Raw genomic sequence first — 23,240 nt, forward strand, 5'->3', positions numbered from 1 at the left:
AATGCCTCTCCCCGCTTGGCCAACACCAAAAAAAACTCAGCGGAGAGAGCACATGAAGCGTCGCAGTCTGATCAAGGCCTTTACCCTCAGCGCATCGATTGCCGCAATGGGCCTGAGCTGGAGCATCCAGGCCGCCGAGACCATCAAGGTCGGCATCCTGCATTCGCTGTCGGGGACCATGGCCATTTCCGAGACCTCGCTCAAGGACATGGCGCTGATGACCATCGACGAGATCAACGCCAAAGGCGGGGTCAACGGCAAAATGCTCGAACCGGTGGTGGTCGACCCGGCCTCCAACTGGCCGCTGTTCGCGGAAAAGAGCCGCCAGCTGCTGACCCAGGACAAGGTCGCCGTGGTGTTCGGCTGCTGGACCTCGGTGTCACGCAAGTCGGTGCTGCCGGTGTTCGAAGAGCTCAACGGCCTGCTGTTCTACCCGGTGCAATACGAGGGTGAGGAGATGTCGCCAAACGTGTTCTACACCGGCGCCGCGCCTAACCAGCAGGCCATCCCGGCGGTGGAATACCTGATGAGCGAAGACGGCGGCAGCGCCAAGCGCTTCTTCCTGCTGGGTACCGATTACGTCTACCCGCGCACCACCAACAAGATCCTGCGCGCGTTCCTGCACAGCAAGGGCGTGGCCGACAAGGACATCGAGGAGGTGTACACCCCATTCGGTCACGCCGATTACCAGACCATCGTCGCCAACATCAAGAAGTTCTCCGCTGGCGGCAAGACTGCAGTCATCTCCACGGTCAATGGCGACTCGAACGTGCCGTTCTACAAAGAGCTGGCCAACCAGGGCCTGAAGGCCACCGACGTGCCCGTGGTGGCCTTCTCGGTGGGCGAAGAAGAACTGCGTGGCATCGACACCAAGCCGCTGGTGGGCCACCTGGCCGCATGGAACTACTTCGAGTCCGTGGATAACCCGGTCAACCAGAAGTTCGTCGCCGACTGGAAAGCCTACGCCAAGGCCAAGGGCCTGCCGGGCGCCGACAAGGCAGTGACCAACGACCCGATGGAAGCCACCTACGTGGGCATCCACATGTGGGCCCAGGCTGTCGAGAAAGCCAAGTCCACCGACGTTGACAAGGTCCGCGAAGCACTGGCCGGGCAGAGCTTCAAGGCGCCGTCGGGCTTCACCCTGACCATGGACAAGACCAACCACCACCTGCACAAACCAGTGATGATCGGCGAAATCCAGGATGACGGGCAGTTCAGCGTGGTGTGGGAAACCGAGCAGCCGCTGCGGGCGCAGCCATGGAGCCCGTTCATTCCGGGCAACGACAAGCGGCCGGACTATGCGGTGAAAGGTAACTGAGTGCATGGGGCTGCCTTGCAGCCCATTCGCGGGGCAAGCCCGCTCCCACAGGCCTCTGGGAGCGGGCTTGTCCCGCGAAGAATCGACCACCGATTACCAGGACTACCCGCATGCTCAGACTGCTGCTCACCCTGCTTCTGCTGTTGCCCTTGGCCACCCAGGCCAGCGAGGGCGAATTCTTTCTCACCGCCAAGCCCGCCGAGCAAGCCCGCCTGCTCGAAGGCTGGGCAGCACAACCCGATGCCGGGCGCCTGCCGCTGCTGGACAACCTGCGCCAGGGCCGCATCGCCGCCGACGACACCCGCAAGGTGCGCCTGAACAACCGCCTGCGCGGCCTGATCGACAACGCCCTGGCCAGCCATCAGCTGCTCAGCGACAACAGCGACACCCGCTTGGCCGCGGCCCAGCAACTACAGAAAAGCGCACAACCTGCGCAAATGGCCTTCCTCGACCGGCGCTTCGCCGCCGAGCCGGACGCTGCCGTGCGGGCTGCCCTCGGCCTGGCCCTGGCCAACCTGCAGCTGGGCGCCAGCGAGCCAGCAGTGCGCCTGGCCGCTGTGCGCCTGCTGGGTGAAACCGGTGACCCATTGGCCCGTACCCGCCTTGAGGCGCTGCTGCAACCAGGCGCGGAAACCGACGCGGGCGTGCGCACAGCCGCCGAAACCAGCCTGGCGCAGGTGCAGCGCAAGTTACTGGTCGGCGAACTGCTCGGCCAGGCCTTCAGCGGGCTGTCGCTGGGTTCGATCCTGCTGTTGGCGGCGCTCGGCCTGGCCATCACCTTCGGCCTGCTCGGGGTGATCAACATGGCCCATGGCGAAATGCTGATGCTCGGTGCCTACAGCACCTACATGGTCCAGGTGCTGATGCAGCGCTACGCGCCAGGTGCCATCGAGTTCTACCCGCTGATCGCCCTGCCGGTAGCCTTCGCCGTCAGTGCTGGGGTCGGCATGGCGCTGGAGCGCACCGTGATCCGCCACCTGTACGGCCGCCCGCTGGAAACCCTGCTGGCCACCTGGGGTATCAGCCTGATCCTGATCCAGGCCATCCGCCTGCTGTTTGGCGCGCAGAACGTCGAGGTCAGCAACCCGGCGTGGCTGTCGGGGGGCATCCAGCTGTTGCCAAACCTGGTGCTGCCATACAACCGCCTGGTCATCATCGGCTTCGCCCTGGCCGTGGTACTGCTGACCTGGCTGCTGCTCAACCGCACGCGGCTGGGCCTCAACGTGCGGGCCGTCACCCAGAACCGCAACATGGCGGCCTGCTGCGGGGTGTCCACCGGGCGCGTCGACATGCTCGCCTTCGGCCTTGGTTCAGGCATTGCCGGGCTTGGCGGCGTGGCCCTGAGCCAGGTCGGCAACGTCGGTCCGGACCTGGGCCAGAGCTACATCATCGACTCGTTCCTGGTGGTGGTGCTTGGCGGTGTCGGGCAACTGGCCGGCAGCCTCTGGGCCGCCTTCGGCCTTGGCATCGCCAACAAGCTGCTGGAGCCGCAGATCGGTGCGGTACTCGGCAAGATTCTTATCCTTGCGTTGATCATTCTGTTCATCCAGAAGCGCCCGCAAGGCCTGTTCGCCCTCAAGGGACGGGTAATCGACTGATGAACCAGCCACTGCTTGTCACCGCTACGCAAAAGGCCGGGCCGCGCCTGTCGCTGGCCATCGGCGCCGTCGTCGTCCTGGTGCTGGTGGCCCTGCCGCTGCTGTCGCTGCTGCCAGCGGACCACTCACTGCAAGTCTCGGCCTACACCCTGACCCTGGTCGGCAAGATCCTCTGCTATGCCATCGTCGCGCTGGCGCTGGACCTGGTCTGGGGCTACGCCGGCTTGCTTTCGCTGGGCCATGGCCTGTTCTTCGCCCTGGGCGGCTACGCCATGGGCATGTACCTGATGCGCCAGGCGGCCGGCGACGGTTTGCCGGGGTTCATGACCTTCCTGTCATGGACCGAGCTGCCGTGGTATTGGGCCGGTACCCAGCACTTTGCCTGGGCCCTGTGCCTGGTGGTACTGGCGCCTGGGCTCCTGGCGCTGGTGTTCGGCTGGTTCGCCTTCCGTTCACGGATCAAGGGCGTGTACTTCTCGATCATGACCCAGGCCCTGACCTTCGCCGGCATGTTGCTGTTCTTCCGCAACGAAACCGGCTTCGGCGGCAACAACGGCTTCACCAACTTCCGCACCATCCTGGGCTTTGACATTACCGCGCAAGGCACCCGGGCCGTGCTGTTCCTGCTGACTGTCGGCCTGCTGTTGGCCAGCCTCTACCTGTGCTGGCGCCTGACCCGTAGCAAGTTCGGCCGCCTGTTGACGGCAGTACGCGACGCGGAGAACCGCCTGATGTTCTGCGGCTATGACCCGCGCGGCTTCAAGCTGCTGGTGTGGGTGCTCAGCGCGGTGTTGTGCGGCCTGGCCGGGGCGCTTTACGTGCCGCAGGTGGGCATCATCAACCCCAGCGAAATGTCGCCGACCAACTCCATCGAAGCCGCCGTATGGGTGGCCCTCGGCGGGCGCGGCACGCTGATCGGCCCGCTGCTCGGCGCCGGCCTGGTCAATGGCATGAAAAGCTGGTTCACCGTGGCCTTCCCGGAGTTCTGGCTGTTCTTCCTCGGCGCGCTGTTCATCCTCGTTACCCTGTACCTGCCCAAGGGCGTGGTCGGCCTGTTGAAGAAAAGGAGCCAGCCATGAGAGGCGTGCCCCCGGTACACCCAGAATTCATGCTTGAGCCGGTGTTCGACCAGCTGGGCGCAGGCCGTGATGCCATCGGCCTGGGCCACAGCCGCAAGGCCGGCCTGGATACCCGCCACGGCACGGTGCTGAGCCTGGAGGACATCAGCGTCAGCTTCGATGGCTTCAAGGCCCTGAACGCCCTGAACCTGTACATCGGCGTGGGCGAACTGCGCTGCATCATCGGCCCCAATGGCGCCGGCAAGACCACCATGATGGACGTGATCACCGGCAAGACCCGGCCCGACAGTGGCACGGCTTATTTCGGCGACACCCTCGACTTGACCCGCATGGGTGAGTACCAGATCGCCCAGGCCGGCATTGGCCGCAAGTTCCAGAAGCCCACGGTGTTCGAGGCGCTGACGGTGTTCGAGAACCTGGAGCTGGCGCTGAAGACCGACAAGTCGGTGTGGGCCAGCCTGGCGGCACGTCTGGGCGGCGAGCAGCACCAGCGCATCGAGGAGGTGCTCACCACCTTGCGCTTGCTGCCGCTGGCCCAGCGCCAGGCCGGCCTGCTGTCGCACGGGCAAAAGCAGTTTCTGGAAATCGGCATGCTGCTGGTGCAGGAGCCGCAATTGCTGTTGCTGGATGAACCGGTGGCGGGCATGACCGATGCCGAGACCGAGTTTACCGCCGAGCTGTTCAAGGGCCTGGCCGGCAAGCATTCCCTGATGGTGGTGGAACATGACATGGGCTTTGTCGGCAGCATTGCCGACCATGTGACCGTGCTGCACCAGGGCAGTGTGCTGGCGGAGGGATCGCTGGAGCAGGTGCAGGCGGATGAGCGGGTGGTCGAGGTGTATCTGGGCCGCTAGATCTTCAAACCTGTGCGGGCCTATCGCCTGCACAGGCACAGCATCTCTTCCAGGAATTCTCATATGCTCAAGATCGACACCCTGCACCAGTACTACGGCGGCAGCCACATCCTGCGCGGCCTGTCCTTTGAAGCCAACGTCGGCGAAGTCACCTGCCTGCTCGGCCGCAATGGCGTGGGCAAGACCACCCTGCTGCGCTGCCTGATGGGCCTGGTGCCGGCTCGCGAAGGCAATATCGAATGGGAAGGCAAGCCGATCACCACACTGAAACCCCAGCAACGCGTTCACGCCGGCATCGCCTACGTGCCCCAGGGGCGCGAGATCTTCCCGCGGCTGACCGTCGAGGAAAACCTGCTGATGGGCCTGTCGCGCTTCCCCGCCCGTGAGGCCCGCGAAGTGCCAGCGTTCATCTATGAACTGTTCCCGGTATTGGAACAGATGAAGCAACGCCGCGGCGGCGACCTGTCCGGCGGCCAGCAGCAACAGCTGGCGATCGGCCGCGCCCTGGCCAGCCGGCCGCGGTTGCTGATCCTCGACGAGCCGACCGAGGGCATTCAGCCCTCGGTAATCAAGGAAATAGGCGCAGTGATCCGCCGCCTGGCCGAACGCGGGGACATGGCAATCCTGCTGGTGGAGCAGTTCTACGACTTTGCCGAAGAGCTGGCTGACCAGTACCTGGTCATGGCCCGTGGCGAAATCGTCCAGCGCGGCCGTGGCGAAAACATGCAGGCCGAAGGTGTGCGCGGGCTGGTAACCATTTAACCTGCAACCAACGACCCTGCGAGACGCTGTCATGAGTTACCAAATCCGCGACGCCCTGCCCGCCGACGTGCCGGGCATCCTCGACATCTACAACGACGCCGTGCGCAACACCACGGCGATCTGGAACGAAACCCCCGTCGACCTGGCCAACCGCCAGGCCTGGTTCGAAGCACGCGCGCAGCAGGGCTACCCGATCCTGGTGGCCAGGGATGAAACCGGCGTGCTGGGCTATGCCTCGTTTGGCGACTGGCGGCCGTTCGAGGGCTTCCGCCTGACTGTGGAGCACTCGGTGTATATCCGTGGCGACCAGCGGGGCAAGGGGTTGGGGCCGGTGTTGATGGCCGCGCTGATCGAGCGTGCTAAGGGGTGCGGCAAGCATGTGATGGTGGCGGCCATCGAGAGTGGCAATGCGGCGTCGGTTCGCCTGCATGAGCGGCTGGGCTTCGTGGTGACCGGCCAGATGCCCCAGGTGGGGGTAAAGTTTGGCCGCTGGCTAGATCTGACCTTCATGCAGCTGGTGTTGAACCCGGGCGCCGAACCGACCTGAAATTCGGTCCATTGCTGGATCAACTGTCTTGCTCAATTTCTAGAATCCAGCGCGATCCCTGTGGGAGCGGGCTTGTCCCGCGAACACGGGCGAAGCCCGTGCCATCCACCGTGTTGGCTTCTTCGCGGGCAAGCCCGCTCCCACAGGTACCCCGCAGGCTTGAGGCTTATGCAGTACTTGGGGCTGGGCAATCCCCACAGATGCCGGCGGGGGAACTTACAGCTGGATAAACCGGCCCAGCCGCTGCTTCAGCATGCTGTTCTCACTGCGCAACTGCTGCACTTCCTGCAGTAGCTCCAGCGCTAGCGCCACGCCTTCCCATTCCAGTTCCAGCTCTTGGTGCAGCTTCACCGCGCGCTTGGCCAATAACGGCGCCTGATCGTCAAACAGCCAGTCCTCCGGCGTTCGCCCGGAAGGTTCGACAATGCCGTGTTCGACGATTTCGATCACGCAGTCCGCCGTCACATCGGCTTCCTGACACAAGGTACGCATGTCCAGTTGAACGATCAGGGTGCTGCTCATGATCACTTACTCCATTGTGTCCTCGGGTTGAACGCCGCCTTCTCGGAAAGCTTTGTCCACAGTTCGCGGGCAGACTCGTCGGATGCCGGTGGCATGACCACTTTGAGCTGCGCATAAAGGTTGCCGCGCTCGCCGTTCTTGTTGGCCAGGCCCTTGCCCGGTACGCGCAGGCGCTGGCCGCTCTGGCTGTCCGGGCGGATGGTGAGGTTGATCTTGCCTTCCAGGGTCGGCACCGCCACCTTGGTGCCCAGCGCAGCCTCCCACGGTGCCAGCGGCACGGTGATGATCAGGTCATGACCTTCGACATCGAACAGCGGATGCGGTGCCATGCGGATGGTCAGGAACAGGTCGCCATTGGCCCCACCACCGCTGCCCGGCGCGCCCTGGCCTTTGAGGCGGATGCGCTCGCCGTCGGTCACCCCGGCCGGAATCTTCACGTTCAGCGTCTTGGTGGTGAAGCCGGTGCGCTGGCCCATGGCATTGGTTTGCGGCACCTGGAAGCTGATCTGCTTGGACTCCTTGCTCAGGGTCTCTTCAAGGAATACCGCCAGTTCAAGTTCCACGTCCTGCCCCCGCCTGCCGGCGCTACGTTGCTGCTGCCGGGTGCCACCGAAGGGATTGCCACCGCGGTTACCGAAGATCGAGCTGAAGAAGTCGGAGAAATCGCCGCCTTCGAAGCCGCCACCACCGCCACGGTTTTCCCAGCCTGGAGGTGCCTGGAATGGCCGGCCATGCTGACCGCCATACTTGCGGATTTCGTCGAACTCGGCACGTTTCTGCGCGTCGCCAAGCACCTCGTAGGCCTCGTTGGCCTCCTTGAACTTGTCCTCGGCATCGCGCTCCTTGCTGACATCGGGGTGATACTTGCGCGCCAGCTTGCGGTAGGCGGCCTTGATCGCCTTCTCGTCCGCCGTGGGCTCTACGCCAAGTATCTTGTAATAGTCTTTGAAGTCCATCTGTGGATCACCAGTGTGAAAGTGCGTGTTGCATCAGAAGATAGGGGTCAAGCATAGCCTTTCAAGACCACCTTGGGTTTGCCCCATGGCAGACGACTGGTCTTGATTCTGTAGCCAACTGGCATACACTGCGCGGCCGTTTTGCCTCCGGAAGCTATTTCCCCATGTCTGACGTATCCCCGGCCCGCGCCCTGGGCATCGACTTTGGCACCTCCAACTCCACGGTAGGCTGGCACCGCCCTGGCGCGGAATCGCTGATTGCCCTGGAAGACGGCAAGATCACCTTGCCTTCGGTGGTGTTCTTCAACATCGAGGAACGGCGCCCGGTATATGGCCGCCTGGCATTGCACGAGTACCTGGAAGGCTACGAAGGCCGCCTGATGCGCTCGCTGAAAAGCCTGCTGGGCTCCAAGCTGATCAAGCATGACACCAGTGTGCTGGGCAGCGCCTTGCCGTTCAAGGACCTGCTGGGCATGTTCATCGGCGAGCTGAAGAAGCGCGCCGAGGCCGCCGCAGGTCGTGAATTCGACCAAGTGGTGCTGGGCCGGCCGGTATTCTTCGTCGACGAAGACGCGGCCGCCGACCAGGAGGCTGAAGACACCCTGGCCGAGGTGGCGCGCAAGATCGGCTTCAAGGACGTGTCGTTCCAGTACGAGCCGATTGCCGCCGCCTTCGACTACGAGTCGGGTATCAGCCGTGAAGAGCTGGTACTCATCGTCGACATCGGCGGTGGTACCTCGGACTTCACCCTGATCCGCCTGTCGCCCGAGCGCCACCTGGTAGCCGAACGCCAGAGCGACATCCTCGCCACCGGTGGCGTGCACATCGGCGGGACCGACTTCGACAAGCAGTTGAGCCTGCAGGGCGTGATGCCATTGTTCGGCTACGGCAGCCGGATGAAGAGCGGCGCGCTGATGCCGACCAGCTATCACCTCAACCTGGCCACCTGGCACACCATCAACGCCTTGTACTCGCAGAAGTCGCAACTGGCGCTGGGCAGCATGCGCTACGACATCGAGGACAGCTTCGGTATCGACCGCCTGTTCAAGCTGATCGAACAGCGCGCCGGCCACTGGCTAGCGATGGAAGTGGAAGCCAGCAAGATCGAACTGACCGAGCATGACAGCCGCCGCATCGACCTGCGCCGGGTCGAGCCCGAGCTGACTGCGGAGCTGACCCGGGTGTTGTTCGAAGATGCCATCGAAGGGTTGCTGGAACGTGTACGCGGTAGCGTGACCGAGTTGCTGGCCAAGGCCGGGGTGAATGAAGGGCAGGTCGACACCGTATTCTTCACCGGTGGCTCCAGCGGGATTCCGGCGCTGCGCAACAGCGTTTCGGCGATGCTGCCGAATGCCCGGCACGTGGAAGGCAATATCTTTGGCAGCATTGGTAGCGGGCTGGCCATTGAGGCGCGCAAGCGTTACGGCGCAGCCTGAGCCATCCCTTCAGCCTGTGCCCACGAAAGGCCGGCACAGGCTAATCCTGAATCAGACCAGCTCCGCCCGCTTCAGCTCACTCTTGAGGTAGGCATAGTAGACTGGTCCCGCCACCACCCCGGGCAGACCGAACGCGGCCTCGAACACCAGCATCGCCAGCAGCAGCTCCCACGCCTTGGCACTGATCTGCCCACCCACGATCCGCGCGTTGAGGAAGTACTCGACCTTGTGGATGACGATCAGGTAACCCAGCGCCGCCGCCGCCACCCAGATCGACAGCGACAAGCCAACGATGGTGATCAGGGTGTTGGACATCAGGTTGCCGATCACCGGCAGCAGGCCCAACAGGAAGGTCAGCACGATCAGCGTCTTGGTCAGCGGCAGGTGCACGTCGAACAGGGGCAACACCACGGCCAGGAAGATACCGGTGAAGGTGGTGTTGAGCAGCGAAATCTTGATCTGCGCGAAGACAATGTTGCGAAACGCCTTCACCAGCAGGTTCAGGCGCTCGAACAGCGCCGCCGCCAATGGCTTGCGTCGGGACACGTCGGGAATGCGCTGCAAGGCGATGATGGCACCGAGGATCATGCCGATCAGGAGCGTCACGAACATGTGCGCCATGCCCTTGCCCACCAGTTGCAGATCGCTCAGGTGGCTTTTGATCCAGTCGCCGATGGCCACCTTGAATTCGGCGGCACTGGCAGGCAGGTAGGCTTCGATGAACGGCGGCAGCTGACTGCGGGCCTGTTCGACCAAGGCCATGAACTTGTCCAGCGAGGCGCCGGGGTTTTCCGCCTCGTGCAGCAGAAAACTGAAAGCACCGGCAATCAGCAAGGCCAGGGTAAAGACCACCAATGTGCCCAGCAGCGCCACGGCCAACCAGCGGGCGCGCTGCCCGGCAATCAGCGGCTGCAGGCGCGGGGTCAGCATGTTGACCAGTTCGAATACCAACAGCCCGGCCAGCAGGCTGGGCAGCAATTTCAGGGGCAAGGCCAGCAGCAGCCCGGCCATGACGATGATCAGACTGGCCAGGGTCATCTGGCGGGGGGTGAAAGTCATACAGCCTCGACGGCAGACAGCAGGAATGCCCGCAGTCTGCCAGCCTTGGGGCTGCAGGCATAGGCGCAGGTCACTTCTTCTTCAGGCAGTCGCTCATGAAGGCTTTGCGCTCGTCCCCCTTCAGGGCCTTGGTGGTAGCGTCGGCGTTGCAGGTTTTCATCTTCTCCTGCTGGGTTTGTGGCACATCCTTCTTCAAGCAGGTGCTCATGAAAGCCTTGCGCTCATCACCCTTTAGGGCTTTGGTGGTGGCGTCGGCGTTGCAGGTTTTCATCTTTTCCTGTTGCGCAGTATTGGCGGCGAAACCTTGCGCGCTGAACAATAGCGCCAGCGCCAGTAACGGAATGTGCAGCACTTTCATGGAGTGGTCTCCTTGGCTCCGCGCCCGATGCACGGGGGTCGAGCTGAGTGTAGCCAAGAATCCTCAGCGCCCCTTCGCGCCTGGCGAGGCGGGGGCAAGGGATGCATGACGTGAGTTCTGGGGTGTTGCAGAGATCGAGCGCCGCCCGCGCGGCGCATCGCGAGCTGCGCTCGCTCCTACGCTTGTTTCGGGCCAGTAACGCCTGTGACAGGCGCGCGCGGCCCCCTTTTTGTATGACGCAACATCGCGCCATGCGCCAAGGCGTTCGCGCGCAAATCCCACAGGCATAATTGGCACGAAAAAAACGTAGGAGCGAGCGCAGCTCGCGATGCGCCGCGCGGGCGGCGCTCGATCTGACAGGCGCTGCTGCTGTAACGGCCAACGCCTCCACACACTGCTTTGCGAGTACCCTTGCTACATGAATTATCTGTTCCCCCTCACCGCCATCCTCATCTGGGCCGGCAACACCGTGGTCACCAAGATGTCTGCCGGTGCCATTCACCCCGCCGAGATCGGCTTCTACCGCTGGCTGCTGGCCGGGCTGCTGTTCACCCCGTTCCTGCTACCCGCCGTGTGGCGCAACCGTGCCGCCATCCGACCGCACCTGGCCAAGGTGTTCGTGCTCGGCGTGCTGGGCATGGCGCTGTACCAGAGCCTGGCCTATTTTGCCGCCGGCATCACCAGCGCCACCAACATGGGCATCATCCTCTCGCTGATGCCGCTGATGTCACTGGCGTTGTCCATTGCCTGGCTGGGCCAGCGCCTGAGCTACGGCGCCCTGCTCGGCGCGCTGGTGTCGTTCTTGGGCGTGCTGGAAGTGGTCAGCGCCGGCCACCCGGTCAGCCTGCTGCAGCAAGGCCTGAACAGTGGTGATCTGCTGATGCTGGTGGCCACCCTGGCGTATGCCTTGTACAGCTTCCTACTGAAGAAATGGCAGCTGCGCCTGCCTCCGATGCAACTGCTGTATCTGCAGGTGCTGGTGGCCATCATCGTGTTGCTGCCGTTGTTCCTGCTGTCAGACAAGACCGGCCTGACCAGCCACAACATCGGCCTGGTGCTGTATGCCTGCGTACTGGCCTCGATGATCGCGCCATTGGTGTGGATGAAGGCCGTGCACCGCCTGGGCCCTAGCCGCACCACGCTGTTTTTCAACCTGCTGCCCCTGGTCACCGCGCTGATCGCCGCCGTGGTGCTGAACGAGCAACTCGCCAGCTACCACCTGGTCGGCGGCCTGCTGACCCTGGCCGGTGTGGTGCTGGCCGAGCGCTGGACCACGCCAGTCCGCCGCTAAAGCCCGGCTGCCTTGAGCCGCGCGGCGTGCTCGGTGAATAGCCGCACCGGCTCGGCGCCTTTGCCCACGGCGCCGAGCGACTGGTTGACGATATCCAGGTGATCAAGCGGGTAATCGTCGCCGATCACCTGCCCCAAGTGCGAGCTGAAGCGCCCGACCATACCGTCGCAGTGGCCCTTTTCCCTGACGAAGCTGCGCGCGAACAGGCGGCAGAAACGGCTGCTGCCGTCAAAGCGGTTGCGCCCCTGGTCGGTCAGGCCGGGCTGCAAGGTACCGGACCAGGAGTAGTAGCGCACGCCATTGACCTCATAAGCCCCTTCCCCGCCCCAGGTGTCTGGCAAGCCCTGTGGATAAGCCTGGTTGAACAGCGCCACGCCGGCACTGGTCAGCGACTGGTGCGAGGCGTGCACGTCCACCGGCAGCGGGTCGCGCCGCCAGCCGGTTTCCAGCCACACCAAAAGCACGGCAAAGCCATGCAGCACGGCCTTGAGGATACGCCCTTGCGGGGAATCGCCCGGGGCCGTGCGCTCCAGGTGGTCGGCAAGCTCCGAGCCATGGTTGGGGCCCGCCACCGAAGTGACCGAAGCCACCCGCCCAGGCCGCTTGGCTGCGGCGTAACGTGCGCTAAGGGCGCCCTGGCTGTGGCCGATGAGGTTGACCTTGTCGGCGCCGGTGCGCTGGCAGATGTCTTCGATGATCGCCAGCAATTGCTCGCCGCGCACCTCGCTGGAATGCAGCGGCGAAACCTGCACCGGGAACACCTGCGCGCCGCCCTTGCGCAGCGCCGGGACAATGCCGAACCAGTAGGGATAGAACACTGCCCGGACAAAGCCGAGCATGCCCGGCACCAGCACCATCGGGTATCGCGTGGCCAATTCCTGCTGCATAGCCCCAGCCCCTTTCCGTGGACGATCGGCCAACACTACAGCGGTCTTCATGACCATCGCAATCGAACTCCCGGCCCGCGCTGTGGTTCCAAACCACACAGACCCTTTGCAAGGAGCGGGACCATGTACAAGCAGACCCTGGCAATCCTTCTGGCAAGCGCCACCCTCGCCGCCTGCGGCAGCCGCCCGGAAAACCCGGTGGACTATGTCACCTACCGCGATGAACCGCTGGTCAAGCAGGTGGAGCACGGCATGACCATGCAAAAGGTCATCGCCATCGGCGGCAGCCCGTCGAACGTGATTGACCTGCCGCACGGGGGCACCTGCAACGACTACATCCTCAACCATGACGGCAAGCAGCAGCCCTACTACGTGCGTTTCGACGCTACGGGCCATGTCGATGCCAAGGGTTTCAAAACGTGTAAACAACGCGAAGAAGACAGCGAAGCCGTACACGGCGCGTAAGTCTTTCGGCACATGCCACGACCACCCTGATGCTTTCGGAGATAAACATGAGTGCGACTGAACTGACCGATGTACAAACCCTGCGCGAACGTGCCCGCCAGCACGTGGAACAAGGCGCGGTGACCGAGGGTTACCACGCCGACCGCCAGGAGATCCTGCGCCTGTTGAACGAGTCGCTGGCCACCGAACTGGTGTGCGTGCTGCGCTACAAGCGCCATTACTTCATGGCCAGCGGCATCAAAGCCAGCGTGGCTGCCAGCGAGTTTCTCGAGCATGCCAACCAGGAAGCCGAACATGCCGACAAGCTGGCCGAGCGCATCGTACAGCTGGGCGGCGAGCCAGACTTCAACCCGGATAACCTGAGCAAGAATTCGCATGCCCAGTATGTGGCCGGCAATTCACTCAAGGAGATGGTGCTGGAAGATCTGGTCGCGGAGCGCATCGCCATCGACAGCTACCGCGAGATCATTCAGTACATTGGCGACAAGGACCCGACTACACGGCGCATCTTCGAAGACATCCTGGCGCAGGAAGAAGAACACGCTGACGATATGTCCGATCTGTTGCAAGGGCTGTAATCGCTGGGGGCCGCATTGCGGCCCCTTTTCTCACTTCTTGGCTTTCACCGCAGCCGGCGCCTTGCCCGCCTTCATCTGCTGAAGCAACGGCGTGCACTGGTTGGGGTCATCCCCGCTGCTCGGTGCGATCAGCGCCAGCAACCCCGCCGCCGGCCCGGCAACCACCCCCAGTGCCACCATCCCCGCGCCACGCAAAGCCAGCGGTACCGCCTGCACCCCCGCACTCGGCTTGGCAAAGGCACCGCGCACATACAGCGGCGAACGCAGCGAGAACAGCCGCAGCCCTTTCGATTCAGGGGTGACTTTCAGGTCCAACTGCTCACTGGCGAAATTGGCCGTGCCGTTGATGTAGATGATCGCGTTCTCGGTATCGAAGATGAACAGCCGTGTGGTCGCCAGGCCATCCTTGATCCCCACATCGGCCGCGGCGCAGTTGATCTTCACGTCCTCATCGCCAAACAGCTTGCCAACCACGTAGTTACCCACGTTCAAACCGGCAATCTCCATCAGGCTGCGGCTGATGGCGCCATCATTGATCAGCATGCGCAGGTCGCCATTGGCGGTACCCAGCAGGGCCGCCACCGAATTGCCACGGCCACGGATGTCAGCATCACCGTTCAACTCACCAAAGCTGGTCTGCATCGGGGCAAAGGTGGGAAACAGCTGCTTGAGCTTGAAGCCTCGTGCCGTCAGCCGGGCACGGCCTTGCAGCGGCACGCTGCGCCCGTCCAGGCGGATGTTTGAAGCCAGGCTGCCACCTGCCACGCCAAAACGCAGGGGATCAAGGCGCAACTGACCATCGTCCAGGATCACGTGGGCCGACAAATCGTTGAACGGTAGTTGCTCGCTGTGCACGATGCGCTTGCCGGCAAAGGTCACGTCGGCATCCATCGCACGCCAGCGCTCGGTGCGAAACTCCTCCACTGGCAGCACCTTGCCAGCTGGCTGCTTGCTAGCGCCGCCACGCGCCTTCTGCTCGGCATTGGAGTCGGCGCCGATCAGTGGCGCCAGGTCCTTGAACAGCAGCTGGTTGGACACCAGGTTGCCAGACAACTTTGGCCGTGGCTGGCTGGCGACGAAGGCCAGGTCGCCATGGATATCGCTGTCACCGATCTTGCCGTTGAAACCTTGGTAGTTGAACGTGGCGCCTTGTGCCGCATGCAGGTTGGCCGTGAGGTGGCCGTCGGTGGAATAGGCGGGGGTGTCAGGCAAGGTGACCCCGGTCAGCGGGTACAGGTTACCCAGGCTGGCACCCGACAGGCGCAGGCGCAGATCGAGTGCGCCCAGATTGCGCGGGTCGGTCAGCGTGCCTGCAAGCACCACGTGTGTATCGGCGATGCGCACGTCGGTCTGTAGCGGGAACGGCTGGCTGGCGTCCTGCAGGGCCAGCAGGCCGCCAAGCTTGCCGGTGCCGGACACCGGCTGGCCCTTGTAGCGGCCTTGGGCCTTGAAGCCAAAGGCGTAGTCCTGTGTACCGCCAGCCTTCTCGGCGCTTGCCTTGCCGACTATGTCACTGAACGGGATCGGCTTGCCCAGCGGGTCGACCTGCACCTTCATGCTGGTTTTCAGGGTCTGGTCGTCGAAGCTGACATTGCCTTGGTCGAAGCCGATGGCGCCAATGTCCAGCTGCCATTTCGACGGTTCTGCATTTTCATCCTTCGGCCCGAAGTCGAACGTCCAGTTCGCGCGGCCATCAGCCAGACGGGTCAGGCTGGCCGTGGGCCTGGTCAGGTCGATGCGCGGGATGCTGATCTGCTGGAACAGCAGTGGCAGGGGTGCGAGGCGAAACTCCACACGCTCCAGGCCGACCATCTTCGGCTCCTTGAGCCATTCCGGGTTGCCCAGGGTAAGGTCTTCGGCAATGAAGTGCGGCCACGGCACCCAGGCGCGCCAACCGCCTTCTTCCGGCTCGGTACGCCAATGCACGGCCAGGTTGCCATTGATTGCGAATGGCCGGTGCAGGGCCTCGGAGACCTTTTCGTTGAGCATCGGCTTGACGCGGTTCCAGTCGAAGGTGGCGATCACCACCACCAGGATGGCCAGCACTGTCAGCAGGGTGGCGAGGGTCCAGACGAAGATTCTGGCGGGACGCGTCATTGCGTGATTCTCCTTGCGGCATGGCTCAAAACCGGCACAGCGGTGGCACTTAATAACTCGGACTGACGAAAAACCGTGGGGTTTTATCTGTCGCGTCATGATAGCGAAGTTTTTCCTGGCGCCTTGATCAACAATTCGTCCCGCCAGGCCATGCGTGATACGCCTCATCGACGGGGTCAAAGTGCCATCAAGCGCCCTATATGACGCTGTCTAGAGCAGTTTCGAACCTCTATCAATACGGTCGATTGTTACCATTATCCGTATGAACTTCTCTCTGGCGCTACCCGGCGTAGCATTGGCTTCGTACCCACTTTCCAGCCCCCGAGAGGAGCACCTGATCATGAAACGCCACCTGCTGACCCTGACCCTGTCCATCCTGGCTGCCAACGCTTTTGCCCTGCCAGCCGCCGAACAACATCTGACCGCCGAATCCCGCTCCAGCGCTGCTGAAATCGCTCAGCCGCTGAACACCGTTGCCGAAGGTGGTTCCGATCGCCTGATCGAACGATCCGGCCGCGTTGCAGAAGGTGGCTCGGACCGCCTGATCGAACGATCCGGTCGTGTTGCAGAAGGTGGCTCTGATCGCCTGATCGAACGATCCGGCCGTGTAGCTGAAGGTGGTTCTGATCGCCTGATCGAACGATCCGGTCGTGTTGCAGAAGGTGGCTCTGATCGCCTGATCGAACGATCCGGTCGTGTTGCAGAAGGTGGCTCTGATCGCCTGATCGAACAATCCGGCCGCGTAGCTGAAGGTGGCTCTGATCGCCTGGTTGAACTCAGCCGTGTGAGTTGATTGCCATGGTCGAAAAGAACAACCACTGTCACAACACCTGCTCCCCTCCCGGCCCGGTCATTGACCGGGCTTTGTTTTTTTAACTAGAGTGCCCAGCTTTACCGTCACAGAAGCCCGCACCATGCTGCCGCGCGCCGAACAGAAGCTACAGACCCGCCAGGCCCTGCTCGATGCCGCCTGCCTGCTCATGGAGAGTGGCCGTGGTTTCGGCAGTATCAGCCTGCGCGAAGTGGCAAAGACGGCAGGCATCGTGCCCACCGGCTTCTATCGGCATTTCTCCGACATGGACGCCCTGGGCCTGGCCCTCGTCGCCGAAATCGACACCACCTTCCGCCAGACCATCCGCCTGGTGCGCCAGAACGAATTCGAACTGGGCGGCATCACCGACGCCTCGGTGCGCATCTTCCTCGACGTAGTGGCCGCCCACCGGGCGCAGTTCCTGTTCCTGGCCCGCGAGCAGTACGGCGGCTCACAGCCCGTGCGCCAGGCGATTGCGCGCCTGCGCCAGGACATCAGCGATGACCTCGCTACCGACCTTGCACGGATGAAGCGCTGGCAACACCTGAACAACGCCGCGCTGGCGGTAATGGCCGACTTGGTGGTGAAGACGGTCTTCGCCACCCTGCCCGAGCTGATCGACAGCCCGGAAGCGGGTTATCCACAGGCCCTGACTCCGCAGGAAAAGATCACCCAGCAATTACGCTTCATCTTTGTAGGAGCGCGGCATTGGCAAGGGCTCGGCAACCCGAGTTGATCGTTAGCCTGGACTTGCCCTGATACCGGCACAGGCTACCGAAAACCCCAGTTCTGCTACCATGGCGCCCTGCCCGACAGCGACGAGCGCCGAAATGTCCGACCCCCGCCCTACCCTGCCCGAACTGGCCCGCTTCAACCAGCACTTCGCCGAGCGCATCGTGCCGATGTGGCAAGGCCCGGGCTGGAATGCCGACATGGCCCTGCCCTACGAAGCGCTAGACGCCCAACACCAGCCCTTGCCGGTGCAGCGCTATCGCGCCATGGCCTGCGCACGCCAGCTGTACCTGTTCAGCAGCCGTATCGAGCAACCGGGCGCAGCCGAACGTGCCGCCGCATTGTTCCGCTCGTTGCAGAAGCACTTTCACGACGCCGAACACGGTGGCTGGTTCTACAGCATCGACGCCCAGGGCAAACCGCTGGACCGGCGCAAAGACCTGTACACCCACGCGTTCATCGTGTTTGCCTGCGCGCACTATTGGGGCAAGGTGCGCGAAAGCCTGGTGGAATCCACCCTGAATGCTGCGCTGGACATCATCGACCAGCAGTTCGCCCGTGACGATGGCCTGTACGAGGCCACCCTTGGCGAGGATTGGGCGGACTTGGGCAGCGGTCCGCTGCAGAACCCGCAAATGCACCTGGCCGAAGCCTTCCTGCAGGTGCTGGCCGTGCGCGAGGACGAACATGCCCGGCAGTCGCTGCTGCAACTGTGCGAAGCACTGCAAGCGCATTTCATCGAACCCGCCCACGGCCTGATGCTGGAAAAGCCACGCGGGGCTGTGGATAACTGGTTTGAGCCAGGCCACCAGTTCGAGTGGTTTTACCTCCTTGATACTTCGCCGTTACTGCGTGAAACGCCGCTTCATGCGTCCATCGACCGGGCGTTCGGCTTTGCCGAGCAATTCGGGGTAAAAGATGCCGCCGTATTGGCAATGCTGAATGTGGATGGCTCGACGCTTGATGCCTCCCAGCGTATCTGGGCGCAGGCCGAGTACCTGCGGGCGCTTACTTTGCGTGAGGGCAGTGAAGCAAAGATAGCCGGGCAGCTAGGCGCTCTTTCAGCGCGGTTCCTGCGTAATGCAGGCTGGTATGAGTGCCGCGGTGGTGACGGAGCGGTCAGCAGGGATGACATGCCATCGACCACCCCTTATCACTTGGCCACCTGTCTGGAAGGGCTGAATAAGGCGAACGCCTGACTATTCATAGGGCCAACCTGTGAGGGGGGAGCCTTTCCCTCTGCCGGAACAATCTCCTCACTCCTATGTTGATGCTCCATTTTCGAATTTTCAGGAGTTATCAACATGGATTCAGAAGCCTTCAAGGCATTTGTCGAAGAGCAGATCAACCGAGCGGCACAAAAGATCATCGATAAGGGCCGCTGCTACGATGAGCACTCCCATGGCAAACTCAGCTACCTGCTAAGCCTGCGGCGTGTCATCAATTGTGAAGCAACGGCCGAGGACATGGGCCTGCATGACGCCATCAATGACATCCATCAAGCGTTAGGCATCATCCCTCACGATATAACCAGCTTCTCCTACATCAAGTGACCGATCCGGCTACACCGCGAACCGGGCCTTTCCGGTTCGCGGTTTGTGCTTAGCCTTTTGAACGGTCGATCGAGAACCCCGCCCAGTCCTGGCTCACCGGCATCAGCTCCAGGCTGTTGATGTTGATGTGCGCCGGCTGATTGAGGATCCAGAAAATGGTCTCGGCAATGTCCTGCGGCTGGATCGGCTCCGCACCCGCATAGGTAGCATCGTACTTGGCCTGGTCACCGCCGAAACGCACCAGCGAGAATTCGCTCTCGCACAGGCCCGGCTCGATATTGCTCACCCGCACACCCGTGCCGCGCAGGTCGCAGCGCAGGCTCAGCGAGAACTGCCCGACAAAGGCCTTGGTGCCGCCATACACGTTGCTACCAGGGTACGGGTAGTTGCCCGCCACGGAGCCGACGTTGAGAATCGACGCGCCGCGACCATGGGCAATCAGGCGTGGCAGGAGCAGGCGGGTGGTGTACATCAGGCCCTTGATGTTGGTGTCGACCATGGTTTCCCAGTCGTCCAGGCTGCAGTTCTGCGCGGCATCCACACCCAGCGCCAGGCCGGCGTTATTGACCAGGCCACGGATCTTTTCAAAGCCTGCCGGCAGGCCGGCGATGGCCTGCTCCATGGCCTTGCGGTCGCGAACGTCGAGAACCAGGCCATGGACTTCGGTCTTGGCCGACAACTCGGCGCACAGCGCGTCCAGACGCTCCTTACGGCGACCGGTTAGCACCAGCTTCCAGCCGGCTTCGGCGAAGCGGCGGGCAGTGGCCTCGCCAAAACCGGAAGTGGCGCCAGTAATGAATACGGTGGACGTCATGCTCTGTTCCTCACGGTAGGTTTTCATGGCAGCTTCGCAGCATGCCCGCGGTCGGCGTTGGCAGCAAGCTGTATAAGCCGCTGTTCACTTTTTGTTCATGTTCTGCAAACCCCTGCCGCAGAGGGCTCCGCGGCAGCTATGCGCATGTTATCCACAAGGCTTTCCCCACGGATTGGGGGCAACTTGTCCACTACGCGGAACCCTTTCAGCGCAGAGTGGTCGGTCGAGAGCTTGAGAGTGATGGCGCAAGGCTTTCAAACATGCTGCCTGTAGCAGTCTGTCCAAGGTTTTTACACAGAGTTATCCACAGACTTTACGCGAATTCCCTGACATCTCAGGAGAATAGAAAAGTGGTGGAAATTCATCCACATGGCGCATGTGATCAAAAAATGACCACCATCCTGGAGGGCTTGTAATCAAAGGGCTCGAGGGAGATGCCACCATGTTTTCCACAGGCGGCTCCACATTATCAGTGGACAAAAAGGGCCTGTGGAAACAATGGCTTGTGGTCAGCTGGGGGAGTGCTTCAGTGAGGGGGATGAAACAGGTTGTCCACATTGGCTTCGGGGGCCGCTTTGCGGCTCATCGCGACGCAAGGCCGCTCCGACAGGCCGCGCATCAGCCCCCGAGTACCACTTAGTGCCCGCCCAGATACGCGTTACGCACCTCTTCGTTGACCAACAATTCTTGCCCGGTCCCGGTCATGCGGATCTGCCCGTTAACCATCACGTAGGCCCGGTCAGATAGTTTCAGCGCATGGTTGGCGTTCTGCTCCACCAGGAAGATGGTCATCCCGGTCTTGGCCAGCTCGCGCAAGGTCGAGAAGATCTGCTTGACCACGATGGGGGCCAGCCCCAGCGATGGCTCGTCCAGCAACAGCAACTTCGGACGGCTCATCAACGCCCGGGCTATCGCCAACATCTGCTGCTCGCCACCCGACATGGTCATGGCCCGCTGGTTACGCCGCTCCTTCAAGCGCGGGAACAGTTCGAACATGCGCTGCAGGTCTTCGTCGGCATGCTTGTCGCCGATGGGGATGGTGCCCATCATCAGGTTTTCCTCGACGGTCATGTCGGGGAACACCCGCCGCCCTTCCGGCGATTGCGCGATGCCGTTGGAAGCGATGTAGTGGGACGACTTGCGGGTGATGTCGGTACCGCGGTAGACGATGTGCCCGGAAGCCGCCCGCGGCTGGCCGAAGATCGACATCAGCAGGGTGGACTTGCCGGCACCGTTGGCACCGATCAGGCTTACCGTCTCGCCTTCGTTGATGTGCATCGAGACCTTTTTCAGCGCCTGGATCGGCCCGTAGAACACGTCCAGGTCCTTGAGCTCGAGAATGGGTGCACTCATACCAGTTCCTCTTCATCGGCACCCAGGTAGGCGGCGATCACCGTCGGGTTGTGGCGGATATCCTGCGGCGAACCTTCGGCAATCACGTTGCCGTGGTCCAGCACCACGATATGGTCGGAAATGCTCATGACCATGCCCATGTCGTGCTCGATCAGCACCACAGTGATGTCATGCTCGTCACGCAGTACGCGAATCATGCGGCTAAGCGCTTCGGTTTCCTGCGGGTTCAGGCCCGCTGCCGGTTCGTCCAGGCAGATGATCTTAGGCCGCGTGCACATGGCCCGGGCAATTTCCAGGCGGCGCTGCTGGCCGTACGACAGTTCGCCGGCCAAGCGGTTGGCGCAATCGACCAGGTCGACCACTTCCAGCCAGTAGAAGGCGTGGTCCAGCGCATCGCTCTCCGCCTTGCGGTAGGCTTTGGTGTTGAGCACACCCGCCAGCAGGTTTCGGTTGACCCACATGTGCTGCGCCACCAGCAGGTTTTCCACCACCGACATTTCCTTGAACAGCCGGATGTTCTGGAAGGTGCGCGCCAGGCCGGCGCGGTTGACCAAGTGGGTACCGCCGAACATCTTGTAGTACATGCGGTTGGCAAAGCGCGCAGGTGAAACGAAGTCGGCCGCCTTGAAGCGCTCACCGAGCAGCTGGATCACGTTGGTATGGCTACCGCGCACGTTCAGTTCGATGCGCCCGCCACTGGCTTTGTAAAAGCCGGTCAGGCAGTTGAACACCGTAGTCTTGCCGGCGCCATTGGGGCCGATCAGGGCGAAGATCTGGTTGCGCCGGACCTTCAGGCTGACATCGCTGAGCGCCTTGATGCCACCGAACTGCATCATCAGGTTGTCGACCGAGAGAATGATATCGTCGCTCATGGCGCCACTCCTTTACGCGGGGTCACACCGGTACGGCTGATGCGGATCAGCCCACGCGGTCGCCAGATCATCATCAGCACCATCAGCACGCCGAACAGCAGCACCCGGTATTCGGAGAAGCTGCGCAGCAGCTCTGGCGCCACGGTCAGCACGAACGCCGCGATGACCACGCCCACGGTCGAGCCCATGCCCCCCAGTACGACAATGGCGAGGATCAACGCCGACTCGAAGAAGGTGAATGAAGACGGGTTGACGAAACCCTGGTAGGTGGCAAAGAAGACCCCGGCCAGGCCAGCGGTAGAGGCGCCAAGGGTAAACGCCGAAAGCTTGACCAGTACGTGGTTCAGGCCCATCGACCGGCACGCGATCTCATCTTCGCGCAGCGCTTCCCAGGCCCGGCCGACTGGCATGCGGGTCAGGCGGTGCTTGATGTAGAGCACCGCCAGCACGACCATGAACAGCACCGCATAGATGAACACGAACTTGAGGTTGGCGTTGTATTCGAAGCCGAAGAACTCATGGATCGGCACCCCACCGTCCTTGGCGCGGCGGCCGAACTCCAGGCCGAAGAAGGTTGGCGATGGCGCCGGCATGCCGTTGGGGCCACCGGTGAACGACAGCCAGTTGTTCAGCACCAGGCGAATGATTTCGCCAAAGCCCAAGGTCACGATCGCCAGGTAGTCGCCGTGCATCCGCAGCACCGGGAAGCCTAGAATGCAGCCCGCCAACGCTGCCGCGATGGCCGCCAGCGGCAGCACGCTCCAGAAGCCCAGGCCAAGGTACTGGTACCCCAGCGCCAGGCCGTAGGCACCGATGGCGTAAAACGCCACGTAACCCAGGTCGAGCAGGCCGGCCAGGCCCACCACGATGTTCAGGCCCAGGCCCAGCAGTACGTAGATCAGACCAAGAATGACCACAGTCAGCAGGTACTTGTTGGCGAAAATCGGGAAGACGATGGCAATCACCACCAGCGCCGGGATGATGTAGCGCAGCCGCGACACGTAGTTCGGCGCGCGCACATGCACGCCCGAGCCGCCGCTGTCGAAGCCCTCGAGCATGCGCCGCCCGGCGGCGGTCTGCACATACAGGCTGAGCAGGAAACGCCCGAGCATCACCCCGCCGACCAGCCAGGCCACCCGACGAGGTTCGGCGTTGAAGGTATAACCGTCGAGCACCACGCCGACGATCGGGCCGAAGACGATCAGCGCCAGCAAGCCGGCAACGATGGTCTCGAGCAGACTGCGTTTGATATCGAAACCTTTGGTTTCAGAGGCAGAGGCAATTTTGGCAATCGACAT

24 protein-coding genes are annotated in these 23,240 nt (G+C 62.6%); 14 read left to right on the forward strand and 10 right to left on the reverse strand.

The window, feature by feature from the left end; genetic code table 11:
* Positions 1 to 52 precede the first annotated feature (52 nt).
* The 6 genes from urtA (at position 53) to OO258_RS06595 (ending at position 6,158) form a co-directional block, all read left to right on the forward strand.
* Positions 53 to 1,318, forward strand: coding sequence for an urea ABC transporter substrate-binding protein (urtA, locus tag OO258_RS06570; protein WP_012274414.1), 1,266 nt, complete (start codon positions 53 to 55; stop codon positions 1,316 to 1,318).
* Positions 1,319 to 1,428: 110 nt separating this feature from the next.
* A complete protein-coding gene (urtB, locus tag OO258_RS06575; protein WP_266029309.1) occupies positions 1,429 to 2,916 on the forward strand; it encodes an urea ABC transporter permease subunit UrtB in 1,488 nt (495 codons plus the stop codon).
* Complete coding sequence (gene urtC, locus OO258_RS06580; protein ID WP_110745994.1) at positions 2,916 to 3,995, forward strand: urea ABC transporter permease subunit UrtC; 1,080 nt, start codon at positions 2,916 to 2,918, stop codon at positions 3,993 to 3,995. Before urtB ends, urtC begins: the two co-directional genes overlap by 1 nt.
* Entirely contained in the window at positions 3,992 to 4,849 is an 858-nt protein-coding gene (gene urtD, locus OO258_RS06585; RefSeq protein WP_110745993.1) for an urea ABC transporter ATP-binding protein UrtD, read from the forward strand. Before urtC ends, urtD begins: the two co-directional genes overlap by 4 nt.
* Positions 4,850 to 4,912: 63 nt before the next feature.
* Positions 4,913 to 5,611 (forward strand): urea ABC transporter ATP-binding subunit UrtE, encoded by a 699-nt coding sequence (gene urtE / locus OO258_RS06590; protein WP_266029310.1) that lies wholly within the window; start codon positions 4,913 to 4,915, stop codon positions 5,609 to 5,611.
* Positions 5,612 to 5,642: 31 nt separating this feature from the next.
* Complete coding sequence (locus OO258_RS06595) at positions 5,643 to 6,158, forward strand: GNAT family N-acetyltransferase (protein WP_266029311.1); 516 nt, start codon at positions 5,643 to 5,645, stop codon at positions 6,156 to 6,158.
* Positions 6,159 to 6,374: 216 nt separating this feature from the next.
* On the opposite strand, the gene OO258_RS06600 is transcribed toward OO258_RS06595, so the two are convergent.
* Complete coding sequence (locus OO258_RS06600; protein WP_110745990.1) at positions 6,375 to 6,680, reverse strand: chaperone modulator CbpM; 306 nt, start codon at positions 6,678 to 6,680, stop codon at positions 6,375 to 6,377.
* 2 nt (positions 6,681 to 6,682) lie between these two features.
* Entirely contained in the window at positions 6,683 to 7,636 is a 954-nt protein-coding gene (gene cbpA, locus OO258_RS06605) for a curved DNA-binding protein (protein WP_266029312.1), read from the reverse strand.
* 164 nt (positions 7,637 to 7,800) lie between these two features.
* Between cbpA and OO258_RS06610 the strand changes: the two genes are divergently transcribed.
* Positions 7,801 to 9,072, forward strand: coding sequence for an Hsp70 family protein (locus tag OO258_RS06610; RefSeq protein ID WP_110745988.1), 1,272 nt, complete (start codon positions 7,801 to 7,803; stop codon positions 9,070 to 9,072).
* 51 nt (positions 9,073 to 9,123) lie between these two features.
* Here OO258_RS06610 and OO258_RS06615 read toward each other — a convergent pair whose 3' ends face one another.
* Together OO258_RS06615 and OO258_RS06620 are read right to left on the reverse strand one after the other, a co-directional pair.
* Positions 9,124 to 10,131, reverse strand: a complete 1,008-nt coding sequence (locus OO258_RS06615; protein ID WP_266029313.1) for an AI-2E family transporter — start codon at positions 10,129 to 10,131, stop codon at positions 9,124 to 9,126.
* 70 nt (positions 10,132 to 10,201) lie between these two features.
* Entirely contained in the window at positions 10,202 to 10,489 is a 288-nt protein-coding gene (locus tag OO258_RS06620; protein WP_110745986.1) for a PsiF family protein, read from the reverse strand.
* Between the two features lie 418 nt (positions 10,490 to 10,907).
* Between OO258_RS06620 and OO258_RS06625 the strand changes: the two genes are divergently transcribed.
* Entirely contained in the window at positions 10,908 to 11,780 is an 873-nt protein-coding gene (locus OO258_RS06625) for a DMT family transporter (protein WP_266029314.1), read from the forward strand.
* Here the strand turns inward: OO258_RS06625 and OO258_RS06630 are convergent.
* On the reverse strand, positions 11,777 to 12,667 hold the full coding sequence (locus tag OO258_RS06630; RefSeq protein WP_266029315.1) for an esterase/lipase family protein: 891 nt from the start codon (positions 12,665 to 12,667) through the stop codon (positions 11,777 to 11,779). The genes OO258_RS06625 and OO258_RS06630 overlap by 4 nt on opposite strands.
* A gap of 123 nt (positions 12,668 to 12,790) precedes the next feature.
* Here OO258_RS06630 and osmE point away from each other — a divergent pair, with 123 nt between their 5' ends.
* Both osmE and OO258_RS06640 read left to right on the forward strand, forming a co-directional pair.
* Positions 12,791 to 13,132 (forward strand): osmotically-inducible lipoprotein OsmE, encoded by a 342-nt coding sequence (osmE, locus tag OO258_RS06635; RefSeq protein WP_009683294.1) that lies wholly within the window; start codon positions 12,791 to 12,793, stop codon positions 13,130 to 13,132.
* A gap of 47 nt (positions 13,133 to 13,179) precedes the next feature.
* Positions 13,180 to 13,710: a ferritin-like domain-containing protein gene (locus tag OO258_RS06640; RefSeq protein ID WP_110748063.1), complete on the forward strand. Its 531-nt coding sequence runs from the start codon at positions 13,180 to 13,182 to the stop codon at positions 13,708 to 13,710.
* A gap of 30 nt (positions 13,711 to 13,740) precedes the next feature.
* Here OO258_RS06640 and OO258_RS06645 read toward each other — a convergent pair whose 3' ends face one another.
* Positions 13,741 to 15,807 (reverse strand): AsmA family protein, encoded by a 2,067-nt coding sequence (locus OO258_RS06645; protein ID WP_266029316.1) that lies wholly within the window; start codon positions 15,805 to 15,807, stop codon positions 13,741 to 13,743.
* Between the two features lie 340 nt (positions 15,808 to 16,147).
* On the opposite strand from OO258_RS06645, the gene OO258_RS06650 reads away from it, so the two are divergent.
* From OO258_RS06650 to OO258_RS06665, 4 genes are all read left to right on the forward strand, one after another.
* Complete coding sequence (locus OO258_RS06650; protein ID WP_266029317.1) at positions 16,148 to 16,600, forward strand: phage infection protein; 453 nt, start codon at positions 16,148 to 16,150, stop codon at positions 16,598 to 16,600.
* Positions 16,601 to 16,721: 121 nt separating this feature from the next.
* Complete coding sequence (locus tag OO258_RS06655; protein WP_266029318.1) at positions 16,722 to 17,354, forward strand: TetR family transcriptional regulator; 633 nt, start codon at positions 16,722 to 16,724, stop codon at positions 17,352 to 17,354.
* 94 nt (positions 17,355 to 17,448) lie between these two features.
* Positions 17,449 to 18,549: an AGE family epimerase/isomerase gene (locus OO258_RS06660; RefSeq protein ID WP_266029319.1), complete on the forward strand. Its 1,101-nt coding sequence runs from the start codon at positions 17,449 to 17,451 to the stop codon at positions 18,547 to 18,549.
* A 105-nt stretch (positions 18,550 to 18,654) separates the two neighbouring features.
* The gene (locus OO258_RS06665; protein ID WP_110748081.1) at positions 18,655 to 18,903 is read left to right on the forward strand and encodes a hypothetical protein; all 249 of its coding nucleotides are present in this window, start codon (positions 18,655 to 18,657) and stop codon (positions 18,901 to 18,903) included.
* 49 nt (positions 18,904 to 18,952) lie between these two features.
* On the opposite strand, the gene OO258_RS06670 is transcribed toward OO258_RS06665, so the two are convergent.
* The 4 genes from OO258_RS06670 to livM all read right to left on the reverse strand — a co-directional run bounded on the left by OO258_RS06670 (position 18,953) and on the right by livM (position 23,240).
* The gene (locus tag OO258_RS06670; protein ID WP_110748084.1) at positions 18,953 to 19,717 is read right to left on the reverse strand and encodes an SDR family oxidoreductase; all 765 of its coding nucleotides are present in this window, start codon (positions 19,715 to 19,717) and stop codon (positions 18,953 to 18,955) included.
* Positions 19,718 to 20,353: 636 nt separating this feature from the next.
* A complete protein-coding gene (locus OO258_RS06675) occupies positions 20,354 to 21,070 on the reverse strand; it encodes an ABC transporter ATP-binding protein (RefSeq protein ID WP_266029320.1) in 717 nt (238 codons plus the stop codon).
* Positions 21,067 to 21,942 carry an ATP-binding cassette domain-containing protein gene (locus OO258_RS06680; protein ID WP_266029321.1) on the reverse strand — a complete coding sequence of 292 codons (876 nt, stop codon included), beginning with the start codon at positions 21,940 to 21,942 and terminating at the stop codon, positions 21,067 to 21,069. Before OO258_RS06680 ends, OO258_RS06675 begins: the two co-directional genes overlap by 4 nt.
* Positions 21,939 to 23,240 (reverse strand): high-affinity branched-chain amino acid ABC transporter permease LivM, encoded by a 1,302-nt coding sequence (livM, locus tag OO258_RS06685; protein WP_003249592.1) that lies wholly within the window; start codon positions 23,238 to 23,240, stop codon positions 21,939 to 21,941. The genes OO258_RS06680 and livM overlap by 4 nt, the downstream gene beginning before the upstream one ends.

It is taken from the genome of Pseudomonas sp. DCB_BI, assembly GCF_026240995.1.
Classification (GTDB): domain Bacteria; phylum Pseudomonadota; class Gammaproteobacteria; order Pseudomonadales; family Pseudomonadaceae; genus Aquipseudomonas.

Bases quoted from the DNA above. Each gene is read 5' to 3' on its own strand.
- OO258_RS06670 (WP_110748084.1), bottom strand. From the start codon at position 19,717: ATGACGTCCACCGTATTCATTACTGGCGCCACTTCCGGTTTTGGCGAG.
- OO258_RS06600 (WP_110745990.1), bottom strand. From the start codon at position 6,680: ATGAGCAGCACCCTGATCGTTCAACTGGACATGCGTACCTTGTGTCAG.
- OO258_RS06625 (WP_266029314.1), top strand. From the start codon at position 10,908: ATGAATTATCTGTTCCCCCTCACCGCCATCCTCATCTGGGCCGGCAAC.
- OO258_RS06680 (WP_266029321.1), bottom strand. From the start codon at position 21,942: ATGAGCGACGATATCATTCTCTCGGTCGACAACCTGATGATGCAGTTC.
- urtD (WP_110745993.1), top strand. From the start codon at position 3,992: ATGAGAGGCGTGCCCCCGGTACACCCAGAATTCATGCTTGAGCCGGTG.
- OO258_RS06665 (WP_110748081.1), top strand. From the start codon at position 18,655: ATGGATTCAGAAGCCTTCAAGGCATTTGTCGAAGAGCAGATCAACCGA.
- cbpA (WP_266029312.1), bottom strand. From the start codon at position 7,636: ATGGACTTCAAAGACTATTACAAGATACTTGGCGTAGAGCCCACGGCG.
- OO258_RS06620 (WP_110745986.1), bottom strand. From the start codon at position 10,489: ATGAAAGTGCTGCACATTCCGTTACTGGCGCTGGCGCTATTGTTCAGC.
- OO258_RS06655 (WP_266029318.1), top strand. From the start codon at position 16,722: ATGCTGCCGCGCGCCGAACAGAAGCTACAGACCCGCCAGGCCCTGCTC.
- urtA (WP_012274414.1), top strand. From the start codon at position 53: ATGAAGCGTCGCAGTCTGATCAAGGCCTTTACCCTCAGCGCATCGATT.
- OO258_RS06650 (WP_266029317.1), top strand. From the start codon at position 16,148: ATGAAACGCCACCTGCTGACCCTGACCCTGTCCATCCTGGCTGCCAAC.
- OO258_RS06660 (WP_266029319.1), top strand. From the start codon at position 17,449: ATGTCCGACCCCCGCCCTACCCTGCCCGAACTGGCCCGCTTCAACCAG.
- livM (WP_003249592.1), bottom strand. From the start codon at position 23,240: ATGTCGATTGCCAAAATTGCCTCTGCCTCTGAAACCAAAGGTTTCGAT.
- osmE (WP_009683294.1), top strand. From the start codon at position 12,791: ATGTACAAGCAGACCCTGGCAATCCTTCTGGCAAGCGCCACCCTCGCC.
- OO258_RS06645 (WP_266029316.1), bottom strand. From the start codon at position 15,807: ATGACGCGTCCCGCCAGAATCTTCGTCTGGACCCTCGCCACCCTGCTG.
- OO258_RS06595 (WP_266029311.1), top strand. From the start codon at position 5,643: ATGAGTTACCAAATCCGCGACGCCCTGCCCGCCGACGTGCCGGGCATC.
- OO258_RS06640 (WP_110748063.1), top strand. From the start codon at position 13,180: ATGAGTGCGACTGAACTGACCGATGTACAAACCCTGCGCGAACGTGCC.
- OO258_RS06630 (WP_266029315.1), bottom strand. From the start codon at position 12,667: ATGCAGCAGGAATTGGCCACGCGATACCCGATGGTGCTGGTGCCGGGC.
- OO258_RS06675 (WP_266029320.1), bottom strand. From the start codon at position 21,070: ATGAGTGCACCCATTCTCGAGCTCAAGGACCTGGACGTGTTCTACGGG.
- urtE (WP_266029310.1), top strand. From the start codon at position 4,913: ATGCTCAAGATCGACACCCTGCACCAGTACTACGGCGGCAGCCACATC.
- OO258_RS06610 (WP_110745988.1), top strand. From the start codon at position 7,801: ATGTCTGACGTATCCCCGGCCCGCGCCCTGGGCATCGACTTTGGCACC.
- urtC (WP_110745994.1), top strand. From the start codon at position 2,916: ATGAACCAGCCACTGCTTGTCACCGCTACGCAAAAGGCCGGGCCGCGC.
- urtB (WP_266029309.1), top strand. From the start codon at position 1,429: ATGCTCAGACTGCTGCTCACCCTGCTTCTGCTGTTGCCCTTGGCCACC.
- OO258_RS06615 (WP_266029313.1), bottom strand. From the start codon at position 10,131: ATGACTTTCACCCCCCGCCAGATGACCCTGGCCAGTCTGATCATCGTC.